This is a genomic window from Falsiroseomonas sp. CW058 (assembly GCF_050563535.1).
In the GTDB taxonomy this organism is placed as follows: Bacteria; Pseudomonadota; Alphaproteobacteria; order Acetobacterales; family Acetobacteraceae; genus Falsiroseomonas.
Map to the genome: position 1 here is coordinate 344,781 of NZ_JBNXUO010000001.1, position 17,293 is coordinate 362,073.

A 17,293-nucleotide genomic window follows, 5' to 3' on the forward strand; every position below is an offset into this window, starting at 1 on the left:
ATGGACGGCGCGGCCCCGCTTGGGTAACCGGGGGCGGAGGAACCACGACGTCCAGGGACCAGGACCCATGCCGGACCACGCCGCCAGCGCCCATGACCTCGGCATCGGCCGCCCGGTCCGGCGCGTCGAGGACCTGCGCCTGCTGCGCGGGCTTGGCCGCTACACCGACGACCTGCGGGCGGACGGGGCGTTGCACTGCGCCTTCCTCCGCTCGCCGCACGCCCATGCGCGCATCGTGTCGATCGACGCGGTGGCGGCGCGCGCGGTGCCGGGCGTGGTCGCCGTGCTGACCGGCGCGGACTGGCAGGCCGAAGGGCTCGGCACGCTGCCCTGCGTCGTGGCCCGCAACCGGCCCGACGGCTCGCCCATGCCGCGCCCGCCCTATCCGCCGTTGGCGCACGGGGCCGCCCGCCATGTGGGCGACCCCGTCGCCGCCGTCATCGCCACCACCCGCGCCGCGGCGCGCGACGCGGCGGAGGTACTGGAGGTGGAATGGGACCCGCTGCCCGCCGTCACCTCCGGCCCCGCCGCGCTCGCGCCCGGCGCACCGGCGGTCTGGCCGGGGCTCTGCGACGACAACCTCTGCTTCCGCTTCACCCAGGGCGACGCCGCGGCGGTGGAGGCCGCCTTCGCCCGCGCCGCGCACCGCGTCTCGCTCGACTTCCGCATCACCCGCGTCAGCGCCAGCCCGATGGAGCCGCGCGCCGCGCTGGCCGAATGGGACGCGGCCGAGGAACGCTGGACGCTGCGCACCGGCACGCAGCAGCCGCACGGCCTGCGCGACACCATCGCGCCGGTGCTGAAGGCGTCGCCCGCGCAGATCCGCGTCGTCGCCGGCGACATGGGGGGCGGCTTCGGCCTGCGCAGCAACCCGATGGCGGAACACGCCGTGCTGATGTGGGCCGCGCGGAAGCTGGGCCGCCCCGTGCGCTGGACCGGCGACCGCTTCGAGGTGCTGGCCGGGGAGGCGCATGCGCGCGACAACGACAGCACGGTGGAACTGGCGCTGGACGCGGAGGGGCGCTTCCTCGCGCTCCGCATCCGCACCGTCGCCGCGCTCGGCGCCTACCTGGCGCTGATGACGCCGCATTCCTCGACCAACAACCTCGGCGGGCTGGCCGGCGTGTACCGCACGCCGGCGATCTTCGCCGAGACGCTCGGCGTCTTCGTCAACGCGCCGCCCGTGCTGCCCTATCGCGGCGCGGGCCGGCCGGAGGCGACCTATGCGGTGGAACGCGTGATCGACGTGGCGGCCGCCCGGATCGGCATCGACCGCGTGGAGCTCCGCCGCCGCAACCTCATCCGGCCGGAGCAGATGCCCTTCCGCACGGGGCTGGTCTTCACCTATGACAGCGGCGACTTCCCCGAGGGGATGCGCAAGGCGCTGGACGCCGCCGACTGGGCGGGCTTCCCGGCGCGGCGCGCGGCGGCGGCGGCGCGCGGCCGGCGGCTCGGCATCGGCATCGCCAACGCCATCGAGATCGCGGCCGGCCCCTTCCGCGCGGTGAACGAGGAAAGCGCGGAAGTGCGCTTCCATTCCGACGGCAGCGCGACCCTGCTGCTCGGCAGCCACAACCACGGCCAGGGGCATGAGACGGTGTTCCGCCAGATGGCGGTGGAGATGCTGGGGCTGGAGTGGTCGCGCATCCGCGTCGCGCTCGGCGACACCGATGCGCTGCCGCATGGCCGCGGCACCTTCGGCAGCCGTTCCGTGGCGGCCGGCGGCACCGCGCTGCGCGCCGCGGCGGACCGCATCGTGGCACGCGGCAAGCGGATCGCGGCGCATCTGCTGGAATCGGCCGAGGCCGACATCGAGTTCGAGGCCGGCAGCTTCCGCGTGGCCGGCACCGACCGCGCCGTGCGGATCGAGCAGGTGGCCCGAAGCGCCTACGCGCCCGGCGCGCTGCCGCCGGGCGAGGAGAAGGGCCTCTCCGCTCTCGCCATGGTGGCGGCGCCGGAGGCCACCTTCCCGAACGGCTGCCATGTCTGCGAGGCGGAAGTGGACGAGGAGACGGGGGAGGTCGCGGTCACGCGCTACCTCGTCGTCGACGATGTCGGCACGGTCATCAACCCGCTGCTGATGAAGGGCCAGATCCATGGCGGCGTGGCGCAGGGGCTGGGCCAGGCGCTGATGGAGGAGATCCGCTTCGACCCGGACAGCGGGCAGCTTCTCTCGGCCTCCTTCATGGACTACGCCATGCCGCGCGCCGCCGACCTGCCGATGATCGAGGTGCTGGGCAACCACCACCCGACGCCGAACAACCCGCTCGGCGCCAAGGGCGCGGGGGAGGCCGGGACGGTCGGCGCGCTGCCGGTGGTGATGGCGGCCATCGCCGATGCCGTCGGCGTGCCGCATCTCGACATGCCCGCGACGCCGGAACGCGTCTGGCGCGCGATGCAGGGCGGGGGCTGACAGCCGCCCTCATCGGTGCGACCGGATGTCCCGGTCAGCCGGCGGCGGAGGGGTTCCCGGCCCCGCCCGCACCGTCCCCGGTTGCGCGGTCAGCCGGGCGCCGGCGGTTCAGCACGAAGCCCATGCGGCTTGTCGCTTCCCGGGCGAGTTCCTGCGCGTTCCAGTCGGGGTTGCGTTCGCGCCACTCGGCGAAGGCCCGCTGCTCGCCCTCGACCGGGCTGCCATTGAACTGGAACCACTCGTCGAAGATCACGACGCTGCCGTCGCGCAGGAAGGGCGTGCAGAAATCCAGCGCCGTCAAGGCGGAGGAATAGAGGTCGCTGTCGATGTGCAGCACCGCGATCTCCCGCAGGCCGAGCGCGGCTGCCGTCTGCGGCGTGCAGGTCTCGTTGAAGAAGCCCTTCACGAAATGCACCTGCCCCATGTCCACCCCGGTCCTGGCGAGATGCCCGCGCGGCACCTCCTCGGCCGCCGCATAGGTGCCGGCGGCGAAGGGGCCGGCATTCTCCCCGGGCGCGGCGGGCGGGATGCCTTCGAAGCTGTCGAAGCCGATGAAACGCATGCGCCGGAACGAATCGGCGATGGCGCGCTTCGTCGCGTCCCTGTCACCAGCCAGCGAATGGTCCCAGGCGCCTGAGGCGAACAGGTCAAGGTGGCGCTTCGCGCACCACCAGGCATTCGACATCGTGGCGCCCGAATAGACCCCGAACTCGACGTAGTCGCCCCACAGGCCCGCGACCTCGAACGCCTTGTAGAACAGCGCGCCGCGCCAGAAGACCGCTTCCTCCAGTTCCTTCACGCGGGCTGCGAGCGCCGCGGCCCGGTCGCGTTCCTCCAGCCGCCGCTCGACCTCCGCGACGCGTGCGGACAACTGTTCCACCAGCGCGGCATGCTGTGGCCTCTCTTCGAGCGCATCGACGCGCCCGTGAAGGGCATTGTCCCGGGCGAGCCGCGTCGCGACACGCCGGACGAGTTTCAACATGCGCGGGCGGCTCCATGCCTGGACGGACGCAGTATCGCGGCCGGGGGCGGGGCGCGATGCACACAGTTGCGCGCGCGGCCCGGAACATTGCGCGATTCCGCGGGGATTCCGGCGGCAGGCTTGAGTTGCGGAGCGCCGGTGCCGATCATCCCGACGAGTCCGGGAGGAACCGCCGCATGCCCACACGCCGCGCCGCGCTCGTGCTGCCTGTCCTTGCCTTCGCCGCACCTTCCCTCGCACAGGTCTGGCCGTCCCGGCCGATCCGCCTGATCGTGCCCTTCGCGCCGGGCGGCACCACGGACGTGATGGCGCGCCTGGTCGCGGAAAGGCTGGGCCCGGTGCTCGGCCAGCCGGTGGTGGTGGAGAACCGGGCCGGGGCGGGGGCGACGATCGGCGCCGCGGCGGTCGCGCAGGCGGCACCCGACGGGCATGTGCTGGTGATGTCGAACAGCACCTCGCACGGGGTCTCGCCCAGCGTCTATCCGCAGATCCCCTATGACGCGGTGCGGGACTTCGCGCATGTCGCGCTGGTCGCGACCTCGCCTTCGCTGCTCGTCGCGCATAACGGCCACCGCGCGCGCAACCTTGCGGAATTCCTCGACCTCGCCCGCCGGGCGGGGGAGATCGACTTCGCCGTCTCCGGCATCGGCTCGTCGAGCCATCTCGCGGGCGTGCGGCTCGGCCTCGCGCTCGGCGTGCGGGTCAACGCCGTGCCCTATCGCGGATCCGGCCCGGCGCTGACGGACACCATCGCGGGCACCGTCCCCGCCATGCTGGACAGCCTGCCGAGCGCGGGGCCGCATGTCCGCAGCGGGGCGCTTCGCGGAATCGCGGTGAGCGGCGCCACGCGGTCGCGCGTCTTCCCCGACCTGCCGACCTTCCGCGAGGGCGGGGTCGATGTGGTGAGCGCCGCCTGGTTCGGCATCTCGGCCCCCGCCGCGACCCCGCCCGCCATCGTCGCGCGGCTCGCGGCCGGGATACGCGCCGTCCTGTCCGACCCCGCGACCGTCGCGCGCTTCGAGGAGCTGCTCGGCGCCCCGCCGCCGGAGAGCACGCCGGAGGGCTATGCCGAGTTCGTCCGCGCCGAGGTCGCCGGCTTCGCGCCCATCGTGCAGGCCGCCGGCATCACGCCCTGAGCGGCGCCGCGGGCAGGCGTCAGGAACCCAGCGTCGCCGGGTCGAACAGGTCCTCCACCGCCAGCTTCCGGCGCGAGAGGTGCTGCGCGTGGGACCAGCGGCAGGCCGCTTCCAGTTCCGCCCGGTTGGCGGCGACGCCGTGCCGCCAGGGATCGGGGCCGAGCAGAGTCTTCGCCGCCGCCCAGTCCTCGGCCAGGAAGGGGAAGATCGTGTAGGGCGAGGACTGCGCGAGCTGCGCCTCCCACTCCGCCTGGGCGATGCGCTGCGCCTCGGCGAAGGCGGCGACCAGCGCGGGGCCGAGATGCGGCGCGCGCGCCAGCACGTCCCGCCGCACGCCGAGCAGGTGCATGATGGGGAACATCCCGCTGCGCCGGTGCCAGGCTTCCGCCGCCGCGCGCGGGTCGGGGAACAGTCGCGTGACGCGCGGGTCGCCCGCCGCGAAGGCATCGGGCGGGGTGGGGGAGAGGATGGCGTCGATCCCGCCCGCCAGCAGCGTGGCGTTCAGCGTCGCGCCTTCCGGCAGCGGCCGGACATCCATCCCCGCGGGCAGGTCGAGCGGCAGGCGTTCCTTCCGCCCCGCCGCATTGGTCCCGGCCGTCCGCCAGGCGATGCCGTTCACCGCGACGCCGTGGTCATCCGCCAGGATGCCGCGCAGCCAGAGGCCGAGCGTCATCTGGTATTCCGGGATGCCGACGCGCCGGCCCTCCAGGTCCTTCGGCCCCGCGATGCCGGCGTCGCGCCGGACGTAGATGCAGCCATGGCGGAAGGCGCGGGCGACGAAGACCGGCAGCGCCACATAGGCGCCTTCCCCGCGGGAGACCTGCAGCAGCTGCGAGGACAGCGACAGCTCCGTCACGTCGAATTCGGCGCGCGTCACGGCGCGTGGGAAGGTCTGTTCCGAGGGCAGGGGCACCGGCACAACCGTCGCGCCCTCCACCCGCACGCGGCCGTCGAAGATGGGGCGCAGGCGGTCATAGGCGCCGCAGGCGAGCGTCAGGGTCGGCATCAGTCGGCGCGGATGCCGGCGCGCTGCACCAGCACGCGGAAGCGTTCCAGCTCCGCCGCGATCAGCGCGCGGAACGCCTCGGGCGTGCGCGGCGCGGCATCCGCCCCTTCCATCGCCAGCCGCTGCCCCATCTCGGCGTCGCCGAGCAGGCCGTTCACCGTGGCGTTAATGCGGCCGACGATCTCGGCCGGGGTCGCGGCGGGCGCGACCAGGCCGTGCCACTGCACCACCTCGAAGCCCGGCAGGGCGCGGGCGGCCACCGGCACGACGCCGGGGATGACGGCGGAGGGCTCCCGCGCGCTCATCCCGAGCGCGACCAGCCTGCCGTCGCGGGCCGAGGGCAGGACCACCGGCGCTCCCGCGAAGCTGCACTTGATGCGCCCGGCCAGCAGGTCCGTCAGCATCGGGCCGTTGCCGCGATAGGGAACGTGCACCAGCTCAATCCCGGCGGCGTCGCAGAAGGCGGCCATGGTGATGTGCGACGCCGCGCCGTTGCCGGCGCTGCCGTATTCCAGCGTGTTCGGCTGCGCCTTCGCCAGCGCGATGAACTCCTCCGCGCTGCGCGCCGGGACGGAGGGGTGGACCACCAGCACCGACGGCAGGGTCGCGACCAGCGCCACCGGCGCGAAGTCGCGCAGCACGTCATAGGGGTTGTTCGGGTAGATCCAGGGATTCACCGCCAGCGTGCCGACATGGCCCCACATCAGCGTGTGGCCGTCCGGCGCGCTGCGCGCCACGCCCGCCGCGCCCACCGTGCCGCCGGCGCCGCCGCGGTTCTCCACCACCACCGGATGCCCGCCCAGCGCCTGCTGCAGCTTCAGCGCCAGCGGCCGCGCCAGCAGGTCGTTCGAGCCGCCGGGCGGGAAGGGGACGACGATGGTGACGGGGCGCGATGGCCAGGCGGGCTGCGCCAGGGCCGGGGCGGCCAGGCCGGAGCCGGCCGCAAGCCCGGCCAGGCGGATCAGGTCGCGACGTTGGGGCATGGGCATGTCCTCGGCTTCCGGGCGGGCGCGGGCGATGCCGCAAGGAACCACCCCGGGCGCCGGGGCTCAAGGTCCTTGAGGATGCGGCACGAACCTGCTCGGGCCGCCGCCGCTACAGGGCGGCGACGGGCTCGCGCCTCGGCGCCGCCTCCGCCGCCCGGTGGAGCAGGCCTTCCACTTCATCCGCCACCAGCTCCGGCGCGGCGTGGTGCACCATGTGGCCGGCGCCGGGCACCACGCGCAGCCGGCTGCCGGGCAGGTCGCGGTGCAGCCGCGCGGATTGCCGGGCCGTGGTGACGATCCGGTCCTCCTCCCCCGCCACCACGGCGACCGGCACGCGCAGCTCGCCTAGCCGCGCCGAAAGCCGCATGGCGGCCGGGATCATGTGCGCGGTGTCCTCCGCCTCGGCGCGGATCTGCCAGGGACGCAGCGTCAGCGGCACGGGGAATTCCTCGGCGAAGCGGGCCGGCACCGGCAGCGGGTCGAACAGCCGGCGGATGACCGGCCCGGCGATCAGGCGGCCGACGAAGGGGGCGATGGTGTAGCGGATCGCGTCGCCGACGACCGGGATGGCGGGCGGCGAGAAGATCGGCACGTCGAGCCGGGCGGTGGGGTAGTAGTAGCCCCCCGCGAGCACCAGTCCACCGACCAGCCGCGGCGCGCGGAGCGCCAGCGCCAGCGCGACCTGCGTGCCGAAGCTGTGGCCGACCACCGTGGCCCTTTCGAGCCCGAGCCGTGCCATCGCCTCTGCCAGCAGCGCCGCCTGCGCTTCCGGCGTCCACAGCCCGAGGCGCGGACGCTCGCTGCGGCCGAAGCCGGGGCGGTCGAAGGCGACGACGCGGCGGCTGCGCGACAGGCGTTCGACCAGGCCGGAGGAGATCCAGTCCTCCACCATCGACCCGTTGCCGTGCAGCAGCACCACCGGCGGCCCGCCCGCGCCGCGGTCGAGGTAGTGCAGGCGGATGCCGCCGACCGTGATGAAGCGTCCGGGGGCGGGGCGGGCGCGTTCCGCCGCCTGCGCGGCCTGGAAGGTGGCGAGGGCGAGCCCGGCCGCGGCGGCGGCCCCGGCGAGCGCGAGGGTACGGCCCTGGGTCATGGCGGGTTCCTGCATGGATGTGCCGCGGGGGAACCCCCCCGGCGCCGCAGGGTTCCGGCCGCCGGGCCGGTCACTCCGCGTCGGGCTGGCGTTCCGGCGCGGCCTCGGCGAAGGCGGGCAGGGCGGCGCAGGCGGCCTCCACCCGCAGCACGCGCGGCCAGCGCGCGAGGTCCAGCCCGAAGCGTCTGGCATTGCCGAGCTGCGGCACCAGGCACAGGTCGGCCATGCCCGGCGCGTCGCCGTGGCAGAAGGCGCCTGTCTCCGCCTCCGCAAGCCGCGCCTCCACCGCATCGAGGCCGAGGGAGATCCAGTGCCGGGCGAAGGCGTCCACCGCCGGCTGCCCCGCGCCGAGGTCCCGCTTCAGGTAGACCAGCACCCGCAGGTTCTGGATGGGATGCACGTCGCAGGCGATGATCCCGGCCAGCGCCCGCACCCGCGCGCGCGCCCAGGGGGCGCCCGGCAGCAGGGCCGGGCCGGGGAAGCTCTCCTCGATCCACTCAACGATCGCGAGCGACTGGGTCAGCGTGCCCCGCCCCGCGACATCCAGCGCCGGCACCAGGCCCTGCGGGTTCTGCGCCAGGTAGTCCGGCGCGGACTGCTCCCCGCGGCGGAGGTGGCGGAAGGCCTGAGCGTAGGGGACCCCCTTCAGGTTCAGCGCGATCCGCACCCGCCACGCGGCGGAGGAGCGGAAATAGCCGTGCAGCAGCAGGTCCCCGGTCATGGCGTGCCTCCCCCGCCTTCGTGGTCCCGCAGCGCGCGGCCTGTCAACCGCCGGCGCGGCTGCTATGCTGCGCCCGGCATCCGAGGAGACCGCCACATGGCCAAGATGCGGATCGAGGGCAGCTTCGTCGCGCTGATCACCCCCTTCAACGCCGATGGCAGCGTCGATTTCGGCACCTTCCGCACGCTGCTGGACTGGCACGCGGCGAACGGCACGTCGGCGGTGCTGATGATGGGCTCGACCGGCGAGGTGTCGATGCTGACGCCTGACGAGCGGCGCGCCATCGTGGAGCGGACGGCGGCGATGAAGGATGGCCGCATGAAGTTCTTCTACGGCTGCACCGGCCCGTCGACCGACGCCACCATCGCGTATCTTCGGCACGCGAAGTCGGCCGGCGCGGATGGCGCCATCCTCGCCGCGCCCGCCTATATCTGCGCGCCCGAGGACGACATCGAGGCCTTCTTCCGCGACTGCGCCGATGCGGTGGACCTGCCCATCGGCATCTACAACAACCCCCCGCGCGTGAAGTCCGACCTGCACTGGGACCACCTGCTGCGGCTGATGAGGCACCCGAACATCGTCGTGCTGAAGGAAAGCACGACGCGCGTCGGCCAGGTGGCGCAGGTCTGCGCGGCGATGCCGGACGCGACCATCATGTGCTGCGACAGTCCCAACCTCGGGCTCGTGGTGCCGACCATGTCGCTCGGCGGGCACGGCACCGCGAACATGACGGGCAACATCGACCCCGCCGGCATGGCGCTGCTGTCGAGGCCCTGGACGGACCCCGCGCAGTCCGCCGTTTTCCGCGAGACCTACCTGCGCCTGCTGCCGCTGCTGCACTTCACCTACAGCGCGATCAACCCGGTGGCGGTGAAGTCGCTGATGAAGGCCGTCGGCCTGCCGGCGGGCGACCTGCGCCGGCCGCTGACGGGGCTGAAGCCCGACCACCTGGCCAGGGGCGTCGCCATCGTCCGCGCGCTCGGCCTCGACGCGCGGTATGGCTGGCGGCTGCCGGGCGGGCTGCCACTGGCGGCCGAGTAGCCGCGCGACCCGGCTTGGAGGCGGCGCGCGCAGCCGATACTCTCCGGCGGATCGATTCCGGTCCGGGGGAAACATCGCCATGCGGCTTCTGCGATACGAGGACGGGGGCCGCGCGGCGGTGGGCGTGCTGCTCGGCGATGCGGTGGTGCCGGTCGCGGCGCTCGGCTTCCCCGACGATCCTGCGGCGCTGATCGCGCCGGGGATGGCGGCGAAGGTCTCGGCCGCGGCGGCTGCCTCCTCCGACCGCAGGCCGCTCGCCGGGCTGAAGCTGCTGATGCCGGTCGCGCGGCCGGGCAAGGTGGTGTGCATCGGGCTGAACTACGCGCTGCACGCGAAGGAGGGGGGCAACCCCATCCCCGACTACCCCGCGGTGTTCCTGCGCGTGCAGTCCAGCCTGGTCGGGCCCGGGGAGCCGATGCTGCGCCCGGCCGCCGTGTCGACCAAGCTCGACTACGAGGCGGAGCTCGCCATCGTCATCGGCAGCACCGCGCGCTGCGTGGCGGAAGCCGACGCGCTGACCCATGTCGGCGCCTACAGCCTGTTCAACGACGGCTCGGTGCGCGACTACCAGCGCAAGTCCACGCAGTGGACCATGGGCAAGAACTTCGACGCGACCGGCGCCTTCGGCCCGGTGCTCGTCACGCCGGACGAGCTGCCGCCGGGCGCCGCGCCGCTGCGCATCACCAGCCGCGTCGACGGCCAGACCGTGCAGGACAGCACGACGGGCGACATGATCTTCCCCGTCGCGCGCTGCATCTCGATCCTGTCCGAGGTGATGACGCTGGAGCCCGGCGACGTCATCGCCACCGGCACGCCGTCCGGCGTCGGCTACGCGCGCAAGCCGCCGCTGTTCCTCGCCCCCGGCATGGTGGTCGAGGTCGAGGTGGAGGGCATCGGCGTGCTCCGCAACACCGTCGCCGACGATCCCGCCTTCGCGAAATAGCCGCGCCGCGCGGCGCGGCTGGGAGGAGACGAGAATGAACAAGGATGTCCCCGTCACGCGCCGCGCCGCACTGGCCGGCGCGGGTGCGCTGATGGCCGCGCCCGCGCTGGGGCAGGCGCCCTGGCCGGACCGGCCGGTGCGGATCGTCGTGGCCTTCCCGCCCGGCGCCTCGACCGACGTGCTGGCGCGCGCGCTGGCCAATGCGCTCTCCCCCGCGCTCGGCCAGCCGGTGGTGGTGGAGAACCGGCCCGGCGCGGGCGGCAACATCGCCGCCGTCGCCGTGCGCCGCGGCCCGGCCGACGGCAGCATCTTCCTGGCGCATTCCGTCGCCTTCTCGGTCAATCCCAGCCTCTACCGCAATGCCGGCTACGACGCGCTGGCGGATTTCGAACCGGTGGCGCTGCTGGCCAGCACCCCGAACATCCTGACCGTGAACCCGGAGAAGCTGCCGGTCGCGAACCTGGCGGAGCTGTTCGCCGCGGCACGCGCGCGGCCGCTGGACTACGGGTCCTCCGGCACCGGGACGACGACGCATCTCGGGATGGAATTGCTGTTCCGCAGCCTCGCCCGCGTCGAGGTGCAGCACGTTCCCTTCGGCCCGGCACAGGCCGTCACCGCCGTGGTCGGCGGGCAGGTGCCGATGGGCAGCACCAGCCTGCCGCCCGCCCTGCCGATGGTGCGGGAAGGGCGGCTGCGGGGCATCGCCGTCACCAGCCTGCGCCGCGACCCGTCCCTGCCCGATGTGCCGACGGTGGCCGAACAGGGCTTCCCCGGCTTCGAGGCGCTGACCTGGTTCGGCCTGATGGCGCCGCAGGGGACGCCCGCCGCGATCGCGGACCGCATGAACGCCGAGGTCAACCGCGTGCTGGCCGCGGCGGAGACGCGCGGGCGGCTGGATGCGATGGGCTTCGCGCCGGATGCGCGCAGCCGCGCCGACTTCGCCGGCTACCTGCGCGAGGAGGTGGCGAAATGGGCCGCGGTCGTCCGCGCTTCCGGCGCCACGGCGGATTGAGGAACGGACCATGCGCGACGTGACGCCCGAGACGCTGACCCAGGCCTTCGCCGACTACGCGGCGAAGGCCGGGGATGCCCGCACGAAGGAAGTGCTGTGCAGCCTGGCGAAGCACCTGCATGCCTTCGTGCGGGAGACGAGGCTGACCCATGCCGAATGGATGGCGGGGCTGATGGCGCTGACCCGCGCAGGGGAGATCAGCACGCCGGAACGCAACGAATTCATCCTGTTCAGCGACCTGTTCGGCGTATCCGCCCTGGTCGACATGGTGAACACGCCGCCGGGCGCGACCAGCTGTTCCAACCTCGGCCCCTTCCACCAGCGCGGCGCGCCGCCGCTGCCAGATGGCGGCGACCTGTGGAAGGGACAGCCGGGCGAGGTGATGGTGGTCGCCGGCCGCGTGCTGGATGCGGGGACGGGGCAGGGCGTCGCGGGCGCCACGCTCGACATGTGGCAGAACGCGGACAACGGCTTCTATGCCGCGCAGGATGCCGCGCAGCCGGCGAAGAACTACCACGCGCTGCTGACCTGCGCGCCGGATGGCAGCTTTGCCTTCAGCACCACCCGGATGCAGCCCTACACCGTGCCCTATGACGGCCCGGCGGGCGACATGCTGCGCGCCCTGGGTCGCGACGCCTGGCGCCCCGCGCATCTGCATGTCATCGCCGAGGCGCCGGGCTACCGCCACCTGGTGACGGAGCTGTTCCTCGCGGACGACCCCTATCTGGACCGGGACGCGGTGTTCGGCGTGCGGTCGGACCTGGTGGTGCCGCTGCGCCGGATCCCGGGCGCCTCCGCGCCCCGGCACCTGCAGGCCTTCGAACGCCTGCCGGGGACCGTGCTGCATGCGGAACTGGTGATACGCATGGCACGGGCCTGACGCCGGCCGCCGAACCGGGCGGGGCCGGCCACGTTGGCGGGGAGCCCCCAAGGGAAAGGCCCCCCCATGTTCCTGCGCGTCGACAAGCTCCAGGCGGAACTCCCCCCGCCGAAGGAGAAGAACCCGAACGCGGCCGCCGCGCTGCAGGAGCTGCTCGGCGGCAAATACGGCGAGATGTCCACGCTCGGGAACTACATGTTCCAGAGCTTCAACTTCCGCTCCAAGGCGAAGCTCCGTCCCTTCTACAGCCTCGTCGCCAGCATCACGGCCGAGGAGCTGGGCCATGTCGAGCTGGTCAGCAACGGCGTGGCGATGCTGAACAACGGCCCCGACAGCGCGGCCGATGACAGCGGCGACGGCGGCGACATCTCGAAGGCGCCGTTCGAGCAGATGCAGGACATCCGCCTCGCCGCCGCTTTCCTGTCGCATGGCGGCGGCGCGGTGCCGGTGAACAGCAACGGCCACAGCTGGAACAACGACTTCGTGACCACCACCGGCAACGTGGTGTTCGACCTGCTGCACAACTTCCACCTGGAATGCGGCGCGCGGCTGCACAAGCTTCGCGTCTACGAGACGCTGTCCGACCCGACGGGCCGAGAGGTCTGCGGCTACCTGCTGGTGCGGGGATCGGTCCACGCGCATGCCTATGCGCTGGCTCTCAAGAAGATCACGGGCGTCGAGATCGAGAAGATGCTGCCCACGCCGAACATCCCGCTCGGCAACATCCCGGAATGCCAGAAATACCTGGCCGAGGGCTCGCACCGCCGGCTCTACACCTTCAGCCCGAACGACTACAAGGAGATGTCGGGGATCTGGGGCAATGGCGAGGTGGCGCTGCCCGACGACCCGCCGGGCGAGCTGACCGTGGTGGACGGGATGCCGGAGGGCGGCAAGATCCACCAGCTCGTCGGCGTGCCCTCCGCCTTCGCGCCGGACTACGCGCCGGAGGAGATGTTCGAGATCGCGACCAAGCTCTACAAGGCGTCGCGCTGACGCCTTGCGGCGCGTCGGACCCGGGCGCTATATCCAAACGGATACAGCGTTCCGGAGGAGCCGATGCGCCGTCTTCTGCTGTCGCTGCTGGCCTGCATGGCCCTGGCGCCGGCAGCCCGCGGCGCGCCCGAGCCGCGCGGCGAGGTGACGGTCTTCGCGGCGGCGAGCCTGACCGACGCGCTGCGCGACCTCGGCCGGGACTGGGCGGCGCGCGGCAACCCGGCGCCGCGCTTCTCCTTCGCCGCCTCCTCCACGCTGGCCCGGCAGATCGAGCAGGGCGCGCCCGCCGACCTGTTCCTGTCGGCGGACGAGGCCTGGATGGACCACCTCGCCCAGCGCGGGATGGTCGTGCCGGCAACGCGGGTCAGCCCGGTCGGGAATGAATTGGTGCTGGTGACGCCGGCGGCGACGCCGCGCTCCGTCACTCTCGTGCCGGGCACGGACCTCGCCGCGCTGCTCGGCCCGCGCGGGCGCATCGCGGTGGGAGACCCCGCGCATGTGCCGGCCGGCCGCTACGCCCAGGCGGCGCTGGAATGGATGGGGCAGTGGCCGGCGCTCTCGCCGCGGCTGGCGCGGGCCGAGAATGTCCGCGCGGCGCTGCTGCTGGTGGAGCGCGGCGAGGTGCCGTTCGGCATCGTCTATGCCACCGATGCGGTGGCGAGCGCGGGCGTGCGCGTTGCCGGCACCTTCCTCGCGGCCAGCCATCCGCCCATTACCTATCCCTTCGCGCTGACGCGCCGCGCCGAACCCAATGCCGGGGCGCGCGCCCTGCTCGGCTTCCTGGCGGGCGCCGAGGCGCATCCCGCCTGGCGGCGCCACGGCTTCGCGCTGGCCCGTTGACCGGCCTCACCCCCGAGGAGTGGCAGGCCGTCCGGCTGAGCCTGGAGGTCGCGGCGCGCTCCGTCCTCGTCTCCCTTGCGCCGGCCGTCGCGGTGGCCTGGTTGCTGGCGCGGCGCGACTTCCCGGGGCGGATGCTGCTGGACGCGCTGGTGCACCTGCCGCTGGTGGTGCCGCCGGTTGTGGTGGGCTGGGCGCTGCTGATGGTCTTCGGCGTGCAGGGCCCGGTCGGCGCCGCGCTGGACGCCTGGTTCGGCCTGCGGCTGGTCTTCACCACCGGGGGCGCGGCGCTGGCCACCGCGGTCATGTCCTTCCCGCTGATCGTGCGCGCCGTGCGGCTGGGGCTGGACGGCGTGGACCGGGGGCTGGAGGAGGCGGCGCGGACGCTCGGCGCCGGGCCGCTCGACCGTTTCCTGACGGTGACGCTGCCGCTGATGTCGCCCGGCATCCTGGCCGGGGCGGTCACCGCCTTCGCGGCCGGCCTCGGCGAGTTCGGCGCGGTCATCACCTTCGCCTCCAACATCCCCGGCGAGACGCAGACCCTGCCGCTGGCGATCTACAGCGCGACGCAGACGCCTGGCGGGGAGGGGACGGCCGCGCGGCTGGCCGCGCTGTCCTTCGCGCTGGCCGTGGGCGGGCTGCTGCTGGCGGAGCTGCTGGCGCGGCGCATGGGCCGCTGGCTGGGGCGCGCGTGACGATCCGGGTGGATGTCGCGCATCGCTTCGCCTCCGGCTTCGCGCTGGCGGCGGCGTTCGAGGCGCCGGCCGAGGGCGTGACCGCGCTGTTCGGCCCATCCGGATCGGGCAAGAGCAGCGTGCTGGCCGCCGTCGCGGGGCTGCTGCGGCCGGACCGGGGCGTGGTCGCGGTGGGGAACGAGGTGCTGGTCGACACCGCGCGCGGCATCATGGTGCCGGCGGAGCGGCGGCGCTGCGGCGTCGTCTTCCAGGATGCGCGGCTGTTCCCGCACCTCACGGTCGGTGCCAACCTGCGCTACGGCCTGGCGCGCGCGCCCGCCGGCGCGCAGGGCCCGGCGATGGAGGAGGTGGTGGCGCTGCTCGGCCTCGGCCCGCTGCTGGACCGCCGCCCCCGCGGCCTTTCGGGCGGGGAGCGGCAGCGGGTCGCGCTCGGCCGCGCGCTGCTGGCGCGGCCGCGCCTGCTGCTGATGGACGAGCCGCTGGCCTCGCTGGACGCGGCGCGCCGGGCGGAGGTGCTGCCCTTCCTCGCGCGGCTGACGCGGGCGGCGCGGCTGCCGATCCTCTACGTCACCCACGCGCTGGACGAGGTGGATGCGCTGGCGGAGACGCTGGTGCTGCTGGAAGCCGGGCAGGTGCGCGCGGCGGGGCCGGTGGGGGTGCTTTCGGCCCGCACCGACGTGAAGCTGCTGGCGCTGCGGCGCGATGCGGGCGCGCTGCTGGCCTGCACGGTACTGGCGCATGACGCGGCGCGCGGGCTGACCCGCCTCGGCTTCGCGGGGGGGGAGTTGCTGGCGCCGCTGCGGGCCGAGCCGCCGGGGACGGTGCTGCGCGTCCGCGTGCGCGCGCGCGACGTGGCGGTGGCGCGCGAGGCGCCGCGCGGCATCTCGATCCACAACATCCTGCCCTGCGAGCTGGCGGCGATCGAGGATGGCGGCACCCCGCACGAAGCCTTCCTGAAGCTGCGCCTCGGCCCGTCCGTCCTGCTGGCGCGCGTCGCCCGCGACAGCATCGCCGAACTCGGCCTGGTGCCGGGCCTGGCGGTCTTCGCGCTGGTCAAGACGGTGGCCTTCGACCATGCGGTGGCGGCATGACGGGGGCGGAGCTGCACATCCGCATCGCGCTGCCGAACGGCCGCATCGGCCCCGGCAAGGTCGCGTTGCTGGAGGCGATCGGGCGGGAGGGGTCGATCTCCGCCGCTGCCCGCAGCCTCGGCATGTCCTATCGCCGGGCCTGGGGCCTGGTGGACCAGCTGAACGCCCTGATGGGCACGCCGATGGTCGCGACCTCGCCCGGCGGGGCGGGCGGCGGGGGCGCCGTGCTGACCGCGGCGGGACAGGCTCTGGCCGAGCAGTACCGCGCCATCGAGGCCGAGGCGCGGGCGGCGGTGACGGGGCGGCTCGAGGCGCTGCTGGCTACACGAACTGGCCCCTGAGGAAGCCCAGCGCGGGCAGGGGGCTCCACTTCTTCGGCAGGTCGGCGCGGCGGATCGGGGCGACGCTGTAGTGCGGGACGGGCTGGCGGGAGCGGCGGAGGAAGTCCTCGTAGGCGCTGACCTGCTGCGCGCGCCAGGCCCGGTCCTCCAGCGCATCGGTGCGGCTGCGATACACATTGGCCACGCGGCTGTTCCGCCCGGCGGTGGCGATCACCGCCCAGAGCGTGTCGTCGTCCCCGGCTCGCAGTTTGACGAGGCTGGTCACCCGTATTCGATGGCAAAACCCGGGGCCCCCGGTCAAGTCCGGCGTGGGGGGCCTTGGAGGGTCCTCCCGGGCATGGGATGGAACGCGCGCCGAAACCGCCGAAGGGACCTGGGATGATCGACCTGCATGCCTGGAACACGCCGAACGGGCGCAAGATCAGCGTCGCGCTCGAGGAGATGGGGCTGCCCTACCGCGTGCATGTTGTCGACATCTCGAAGGGCCAGCAGTTCGAGCCGGCCTTCCTGAAGATCAGCCCGAACAACCGCATCCCCGCCATCCTCGACCCGGACGGGCCGGACGGCCAGCCGATCAGCGTCTTCGAATCGGGCGCGATCCTGGTCTACCTGGCCGAGAAGACGGGGCGCTTCCTGCCGCGCGACATGCGCGGCCGCGTGGCGGTGATGGAATGGCTGATGTGGCAGATGGGCGGCTTCGGCCCGATGCCGGGGCAGGTCCACCATTTCCTGATGCAGCCCGAAGGCCCGGCCCGCGACTACGGCCTGAAGCGGTACCATGCCGAGACGAAGCGGCTCTACGGCGTGCTGGACCGGCGCCTCGCCGGGCGGGACTTCGTGGCGACGGCGGGGGAGCCGAGCATCGCCGATTTCGCGATCCTCGGCTGGGCCTGGCGGCATGAGCGCCACCAGGTGCCCTTCGACGACCTGCCGAACGTGGCCGCATGGTACGACCGCATGATGTCCCGCCCGGCCGTGGCCCGCGGCTTCGAGGTGCCGCTGTCCTGAGGGTTGCCGAGGGAGGCTGCTGCGGGTAGAAGCGCCGTCGCATACGTCGTGTGTCTTCAGCATCCCCAGCGGAGGGGTGGCCGAGCGGCTGAAGGCGACGGTTTGCTAAACCGTT

The 17,293-nt window shown here is 73.6% G+C and carries 18 protein-coding genes; 12 read left to right on the top strand and 6 right to left on the bottom strand.

Features of this window, described 5'->3' with window-relative positions:
- Window positions 1-67 precede the first annotated feature (67 nt).
- Entirely contained in the window at window positions 68-2,413 is a 2,346-nt protein-coding gene (locus ACK8OX_RS01660) for a xanthine dehydrogenase family protein molybdopterin-binding subunit (protein WP_430662170.1), read from the top strand.
- Between the two features lie 34 nt (window positions 2,414-2,447).
- On the opposite strand, the gene ACK8OX_RS01665 is transcribed toward ACK8OX_RS01660, so the two are convergent.
- Window positions 2,448-3,395, bottom strand: a complete 948-nt coding sequence (locus ACK8OX_RS01665; RefSeq protein ID WP_430662171.1) for a TylF/MycF/NovP-related O-methyltransferase — start codon at window positions 3,393-3,395, stop codon at window positions 2,448-2,450.
- A 176-nt stretch (window positions 3,396-3,571) separates the two neighbouring features.
- Between ACK8OX_RS01665 and ACK8OX_RS01670 the strand changes: the two genes are divergently transcribed.
- Window positions 3,572-4,531: a Bug family tripartite tricarboxylate transporter substrate binding protein gene (locus ACK8OX_RS01670; protein ID WP_430662172.1), complete on the top strand. Its 960-nt coding sequence runs from the start codon at window positions 3,572-3,574 to the stop codon at window positions 4,529-4,531.
- A gap of 19 nt (window positions 4,532-4,550) precedes the next feature.
- Here ACK8OX_RS01670 and ACK8OX_RS01675 read toward each other — a convergent pair whose 3' ends face one another.
- From ACK8OX_RS01675 to maiA, 4 genes are all read right to left on the bottom strand, one after another.
- Window positions 4,551-5,537 (bottom strand): ABC transporter substrate-binding protein, encoded by a 987-nt coding sequence (locus tag ACK8OX_RS01675; RefSeq protein ID WP_430662173.1) that lies wholly within the window; start codon window positions 5,535-5,537, stop codon window positions 4,551-4,553.
- Complete coding sequence (locus ACK8OX_RS01680; RefSeq protein ID WP_430662174.1) at window positions 5,537-6,520, bottom strand: Bug family tripartite tricarboxylate transporter substrate binding protein; 984 nt, start codon at window positions 6,518-6,520, stop codon at window positions 5,537-5,539. Before ACK8OX_RS01680 ends, ACK8OX_RS01675 begins: the two co-directional genes overlap by 1 nt.
- A 112-nt stretch (window positions 6,521-6,632) precedes the next feature.
- Entirely contained in the window at window positions 6,633-7,616 is a 984-nt protein-coding gene (locus ACK8OX_RS01685; protein ID WP_430662175.1) for an alpha/beta fold hydrolase, read from the bottom strand.
- 70 nt (window positions 7,617-7,686) lie between these two features.
- The gene (gene maiA / locus ACK8OX_RS01690) at window positions 7,687-8,337 is read right to left on the bottom strand and encodes a maleylacetoacetate isomerase (RefSeq protein ID WP_430662176.1); all 651 of its coding nucleotides are present in this window, start codon (window positions 8,335-8,337) and stop codon (window positions 7,687-7,689) included.
- 96 nt (window positions 8,338-8,433) lie between these two features.
- Between maiA and ACK8OX_RS01695 the strand changes: the two genes are divergently transcribed.
- The 9 genes from ACK8OX_RS01695 to ACK8OX_RS01735 all read left to right on the top strand — a co-directional run bounded on the left by ACK8OX_RS01695 (window position 8,434) and on the right by ACK8OX_RS01735 (window position 16,170).
- Window positions 8,434-9,378 (top strand): dihydrodipicolinate synthase family protein, encoded by a 945-nt coding sequence (locus tag ACK8OX_RS01695; RefSeq protein WP_430662177.1) that lies wholly within the window; start codon window positions 8,434-8,436, stop codon window positions 9,376-9,378.
- Window positions 9,379-9,457: 79 nt separating this feature from the next.
- Entirely contained in the window at window positions 9,458-10,321 is an 864-nt protein-coding gene (locus ACK8OX_RS01700) for a fumarylacetoacetate hydrolase family protein (protein ID WP_430662178.1), read from the top strand.
- 34 nt (window positions 10,322-10,355) lie between these two features.
- A complete protein-coding gene (locus tag ACK8OX_RS01705; protein ID WP_430662179.1) occupies window positions 10,356-11,333 on the top strand; it encodes a tripartite tricarboxylate transporter substrate binding protein in 978 nt (325 codons plus the stop codon).
- Window positions 11,334-11,343: 10 nt separating this feature from the next.
- Entirely contained in the window at window positions 11,344-12,213 is an 870-nt protein-coding gene (locus tag ACK8OX_RS01710) for a dioxygenase (RefSeq protein ID WP_430662180.1), read from the top strand.
- Window positions 12,214-12,279: 66 nt separating this feature from the next.
- Window positions 12,280-13,206 carry a manganese catalase family protein gene (locus ACK8OX_RS01715; protein WP_430662181.1) on the top strand — a complete coding sequence of 309 codons (927 nt, stop codon included), beginning with the start codon at window positions 12,280-12,282 and terminating at the stop codon, window positions 13,204-13,206.
- 63 nt (window positions 13,207-13,269) lie between these two features.
- Entirely contained in the window at window positions 13,270-14,046 is a 777-nt protein-coding gene (modA, locus tag ACK8OX_RS01720; RefSeq protein ID WP_430662182.1) for a molybdate ABC transporter substrate-binding protein, read from the top strand.
- The gene (gene modB / locus ACK8OX_RS01725) at window positions 14,043-14,738 is read left to right on the top strand and encodes a molybdate ABC transporter permease subunit (RefSeq protein WP_430662183.1); all 696 of its coding nucleotides are present in this window, start codon (window positions 14,043-14,045) and stop codon (window positions 14,736-14,738) included. Before modA ends, modB begins: the two co-directional genes overlap by 4 nt.
- Complete coding sequence (gene modC / locus ACK8OX_RS01730; RefSeq protein ID WP_430662184.1) at window positions 14,735-15,829, top strand: molybdenum ABC transporter ATP-binding protein; 1,095 nt, start codon at window positions 14,735-14,737, stop codon at window positions 15,827-15,829. Before modB ends, modC begins: the two co-directional genes overlap by 4 nt.
- Entirely contained in the window at window positions 15,826-16,170 is a 345-nt protein-coding gene (locus tag ACK8OX_RS01735) for a winged helix-turn-helix domain-containing protein (protein ID WP_430662185.1), read from the top strand. The genes modC and ACK8OX_RS01735 overlap by 4 nt, the downstream gene beginning before the upstream one ends.
- On the opposite strand, the gene ACK8OX_RS01740 is transcribed toward ACK8OX_RS01735, so the two are convergent.
- Window positions 16,151-16,435, bottom strand: a complete 285-nt coding sequence (locus ACK8OX_RS01740) for a hypothetical protein (protein ID WP_430662186.1) — start codon at window positions 16,433-16,435, stop codon at window positions 16,151-16,153. The two genes, ACK8OX_RS01735 and ACK8OX_RS01740, sit on opposite strands and share 20 nt — an antisense overlap.
- A 113-nt stretch (window positions 16,436-16,548) precedes the next feature.
- On the opposite strand from ACK8OX_RS01740, the gene ACK8OX_RS01745 reads away from it, so the two are divergent.
- A complete protein-coding gene (locus ACK8OX_RS01745) occupies window positions 16,549-17,178 on the top strand; it encodes a glutathione S-transferase family protein (protein ID WP_430662187.1) in 630 nt (209 codons plus the stop codon).
- Window positions 17,179-17,293 lie beyond the last annotated feature (115 nt).

Coding starts and splice junctions, on each gene's coding strand:
- ACK8OX_RS01660 (WP_430662170.1), top strand. CDS start 68: ATGCCGGACCACGCCGCCAGCGCCCATGACCTCGGCATCGGCCGCCCG.
- ACK8OX_RS01695 (WP_430662177.1), top strand. CDS start 8,434: ATGGCCAAGATGCGGATCGAGGGCAGCTTCGTCGCGCTGATCACCCCC.
- ACK8OX_RS01735 (WP_430662185.1), top strand. CDS start 15,826: ATGACGGGGGCGGAGCTGCACATCCGCATCGCGCTGCCGAACGGCCGC.
- ACK8OX_RS01685 (WP_430662175.1), bottom strand. CDS start 7,616: ATGACCCAGGGCCGTACCCTCGCGCTCGCCGGGGCCGCCGCCGCGGCC.
- maiA (WP_430662176.1), bottom strand. CDS start 8,337: ATGACCGGGGACCTGCTGCTGCACGGCTATTTCCGCTCCTCCGCCGCG.
- modA (WP_430662182.1), top strand. CDS start 13,270: ATGCGCCGTCTTCTGCTGTCGCTGCTGGCCTGCATGGCCCTGGCGCCG.
- ACK8OX_RS01665 (WP_430662171.1), bottom strand. CDS start 3,395: ATGTTGAAACTCGTCCGGCGTGTCGCGACGCGGCTCGCCCGGGACAAT.
- ACK8OX_RS01710 (WP_430662180.1), top strand. CDS start 11,344: ATGCGCGACGTGACGCCCGAGACGCTGACCCAGGCCTTCGCCGACTAC.
- ACK8OX_RS01745 (WP_430662187.1), top strand. CDS start 16,549: ATGATCGACCTGCATGCCTGGAACACGCCGAACGGGCGCAAGATCAGC.
- ACK8OX_RS01680 (WP_430662174.1), bottom strand. CDS start 6,520: ATGCCCCAACGTCGCGACCTGATCCGCCTGGCCGGGCTTGCGGCCGGC.
- ACK8OX_RS01715 (WP_430662181.1), top strand. CDS start 12,280: ATGTTCCTGCGCGTCGACAAGCTCCAGGCGGAACTCCCCCCGCCGAAG.
- ACK8OX_RS01675 (WP_430662173.1), bottom strand. CDS start 5,537: ATGCCGACCCTGACGCTCGCCTGCGGCGCCTATGACCGCCTGCGCCCC.
- ACK8OX_RS01670 (WP_430662172.1), top strand. CDS start 3,572: ATGCCCACACGCCGCGCCGCGCTCGTGCTGCCTGTCCTTGCCTTCGCC.
- ACK8OX_RS01700 (WP_430662178.1), top strand. CDS start 9,458: ATGCGGCTTCTGCGATACGAGGACGGGGGCCGCGCGGCGGTGGGCGTG.
- ACK8OX_RS01705 (WP_430662179.1), top strand. CDS start 10,356: ATGAACAAGGATGTCCCCGTCACGCGCCGCGCCGCACTGGCCGGCGCG.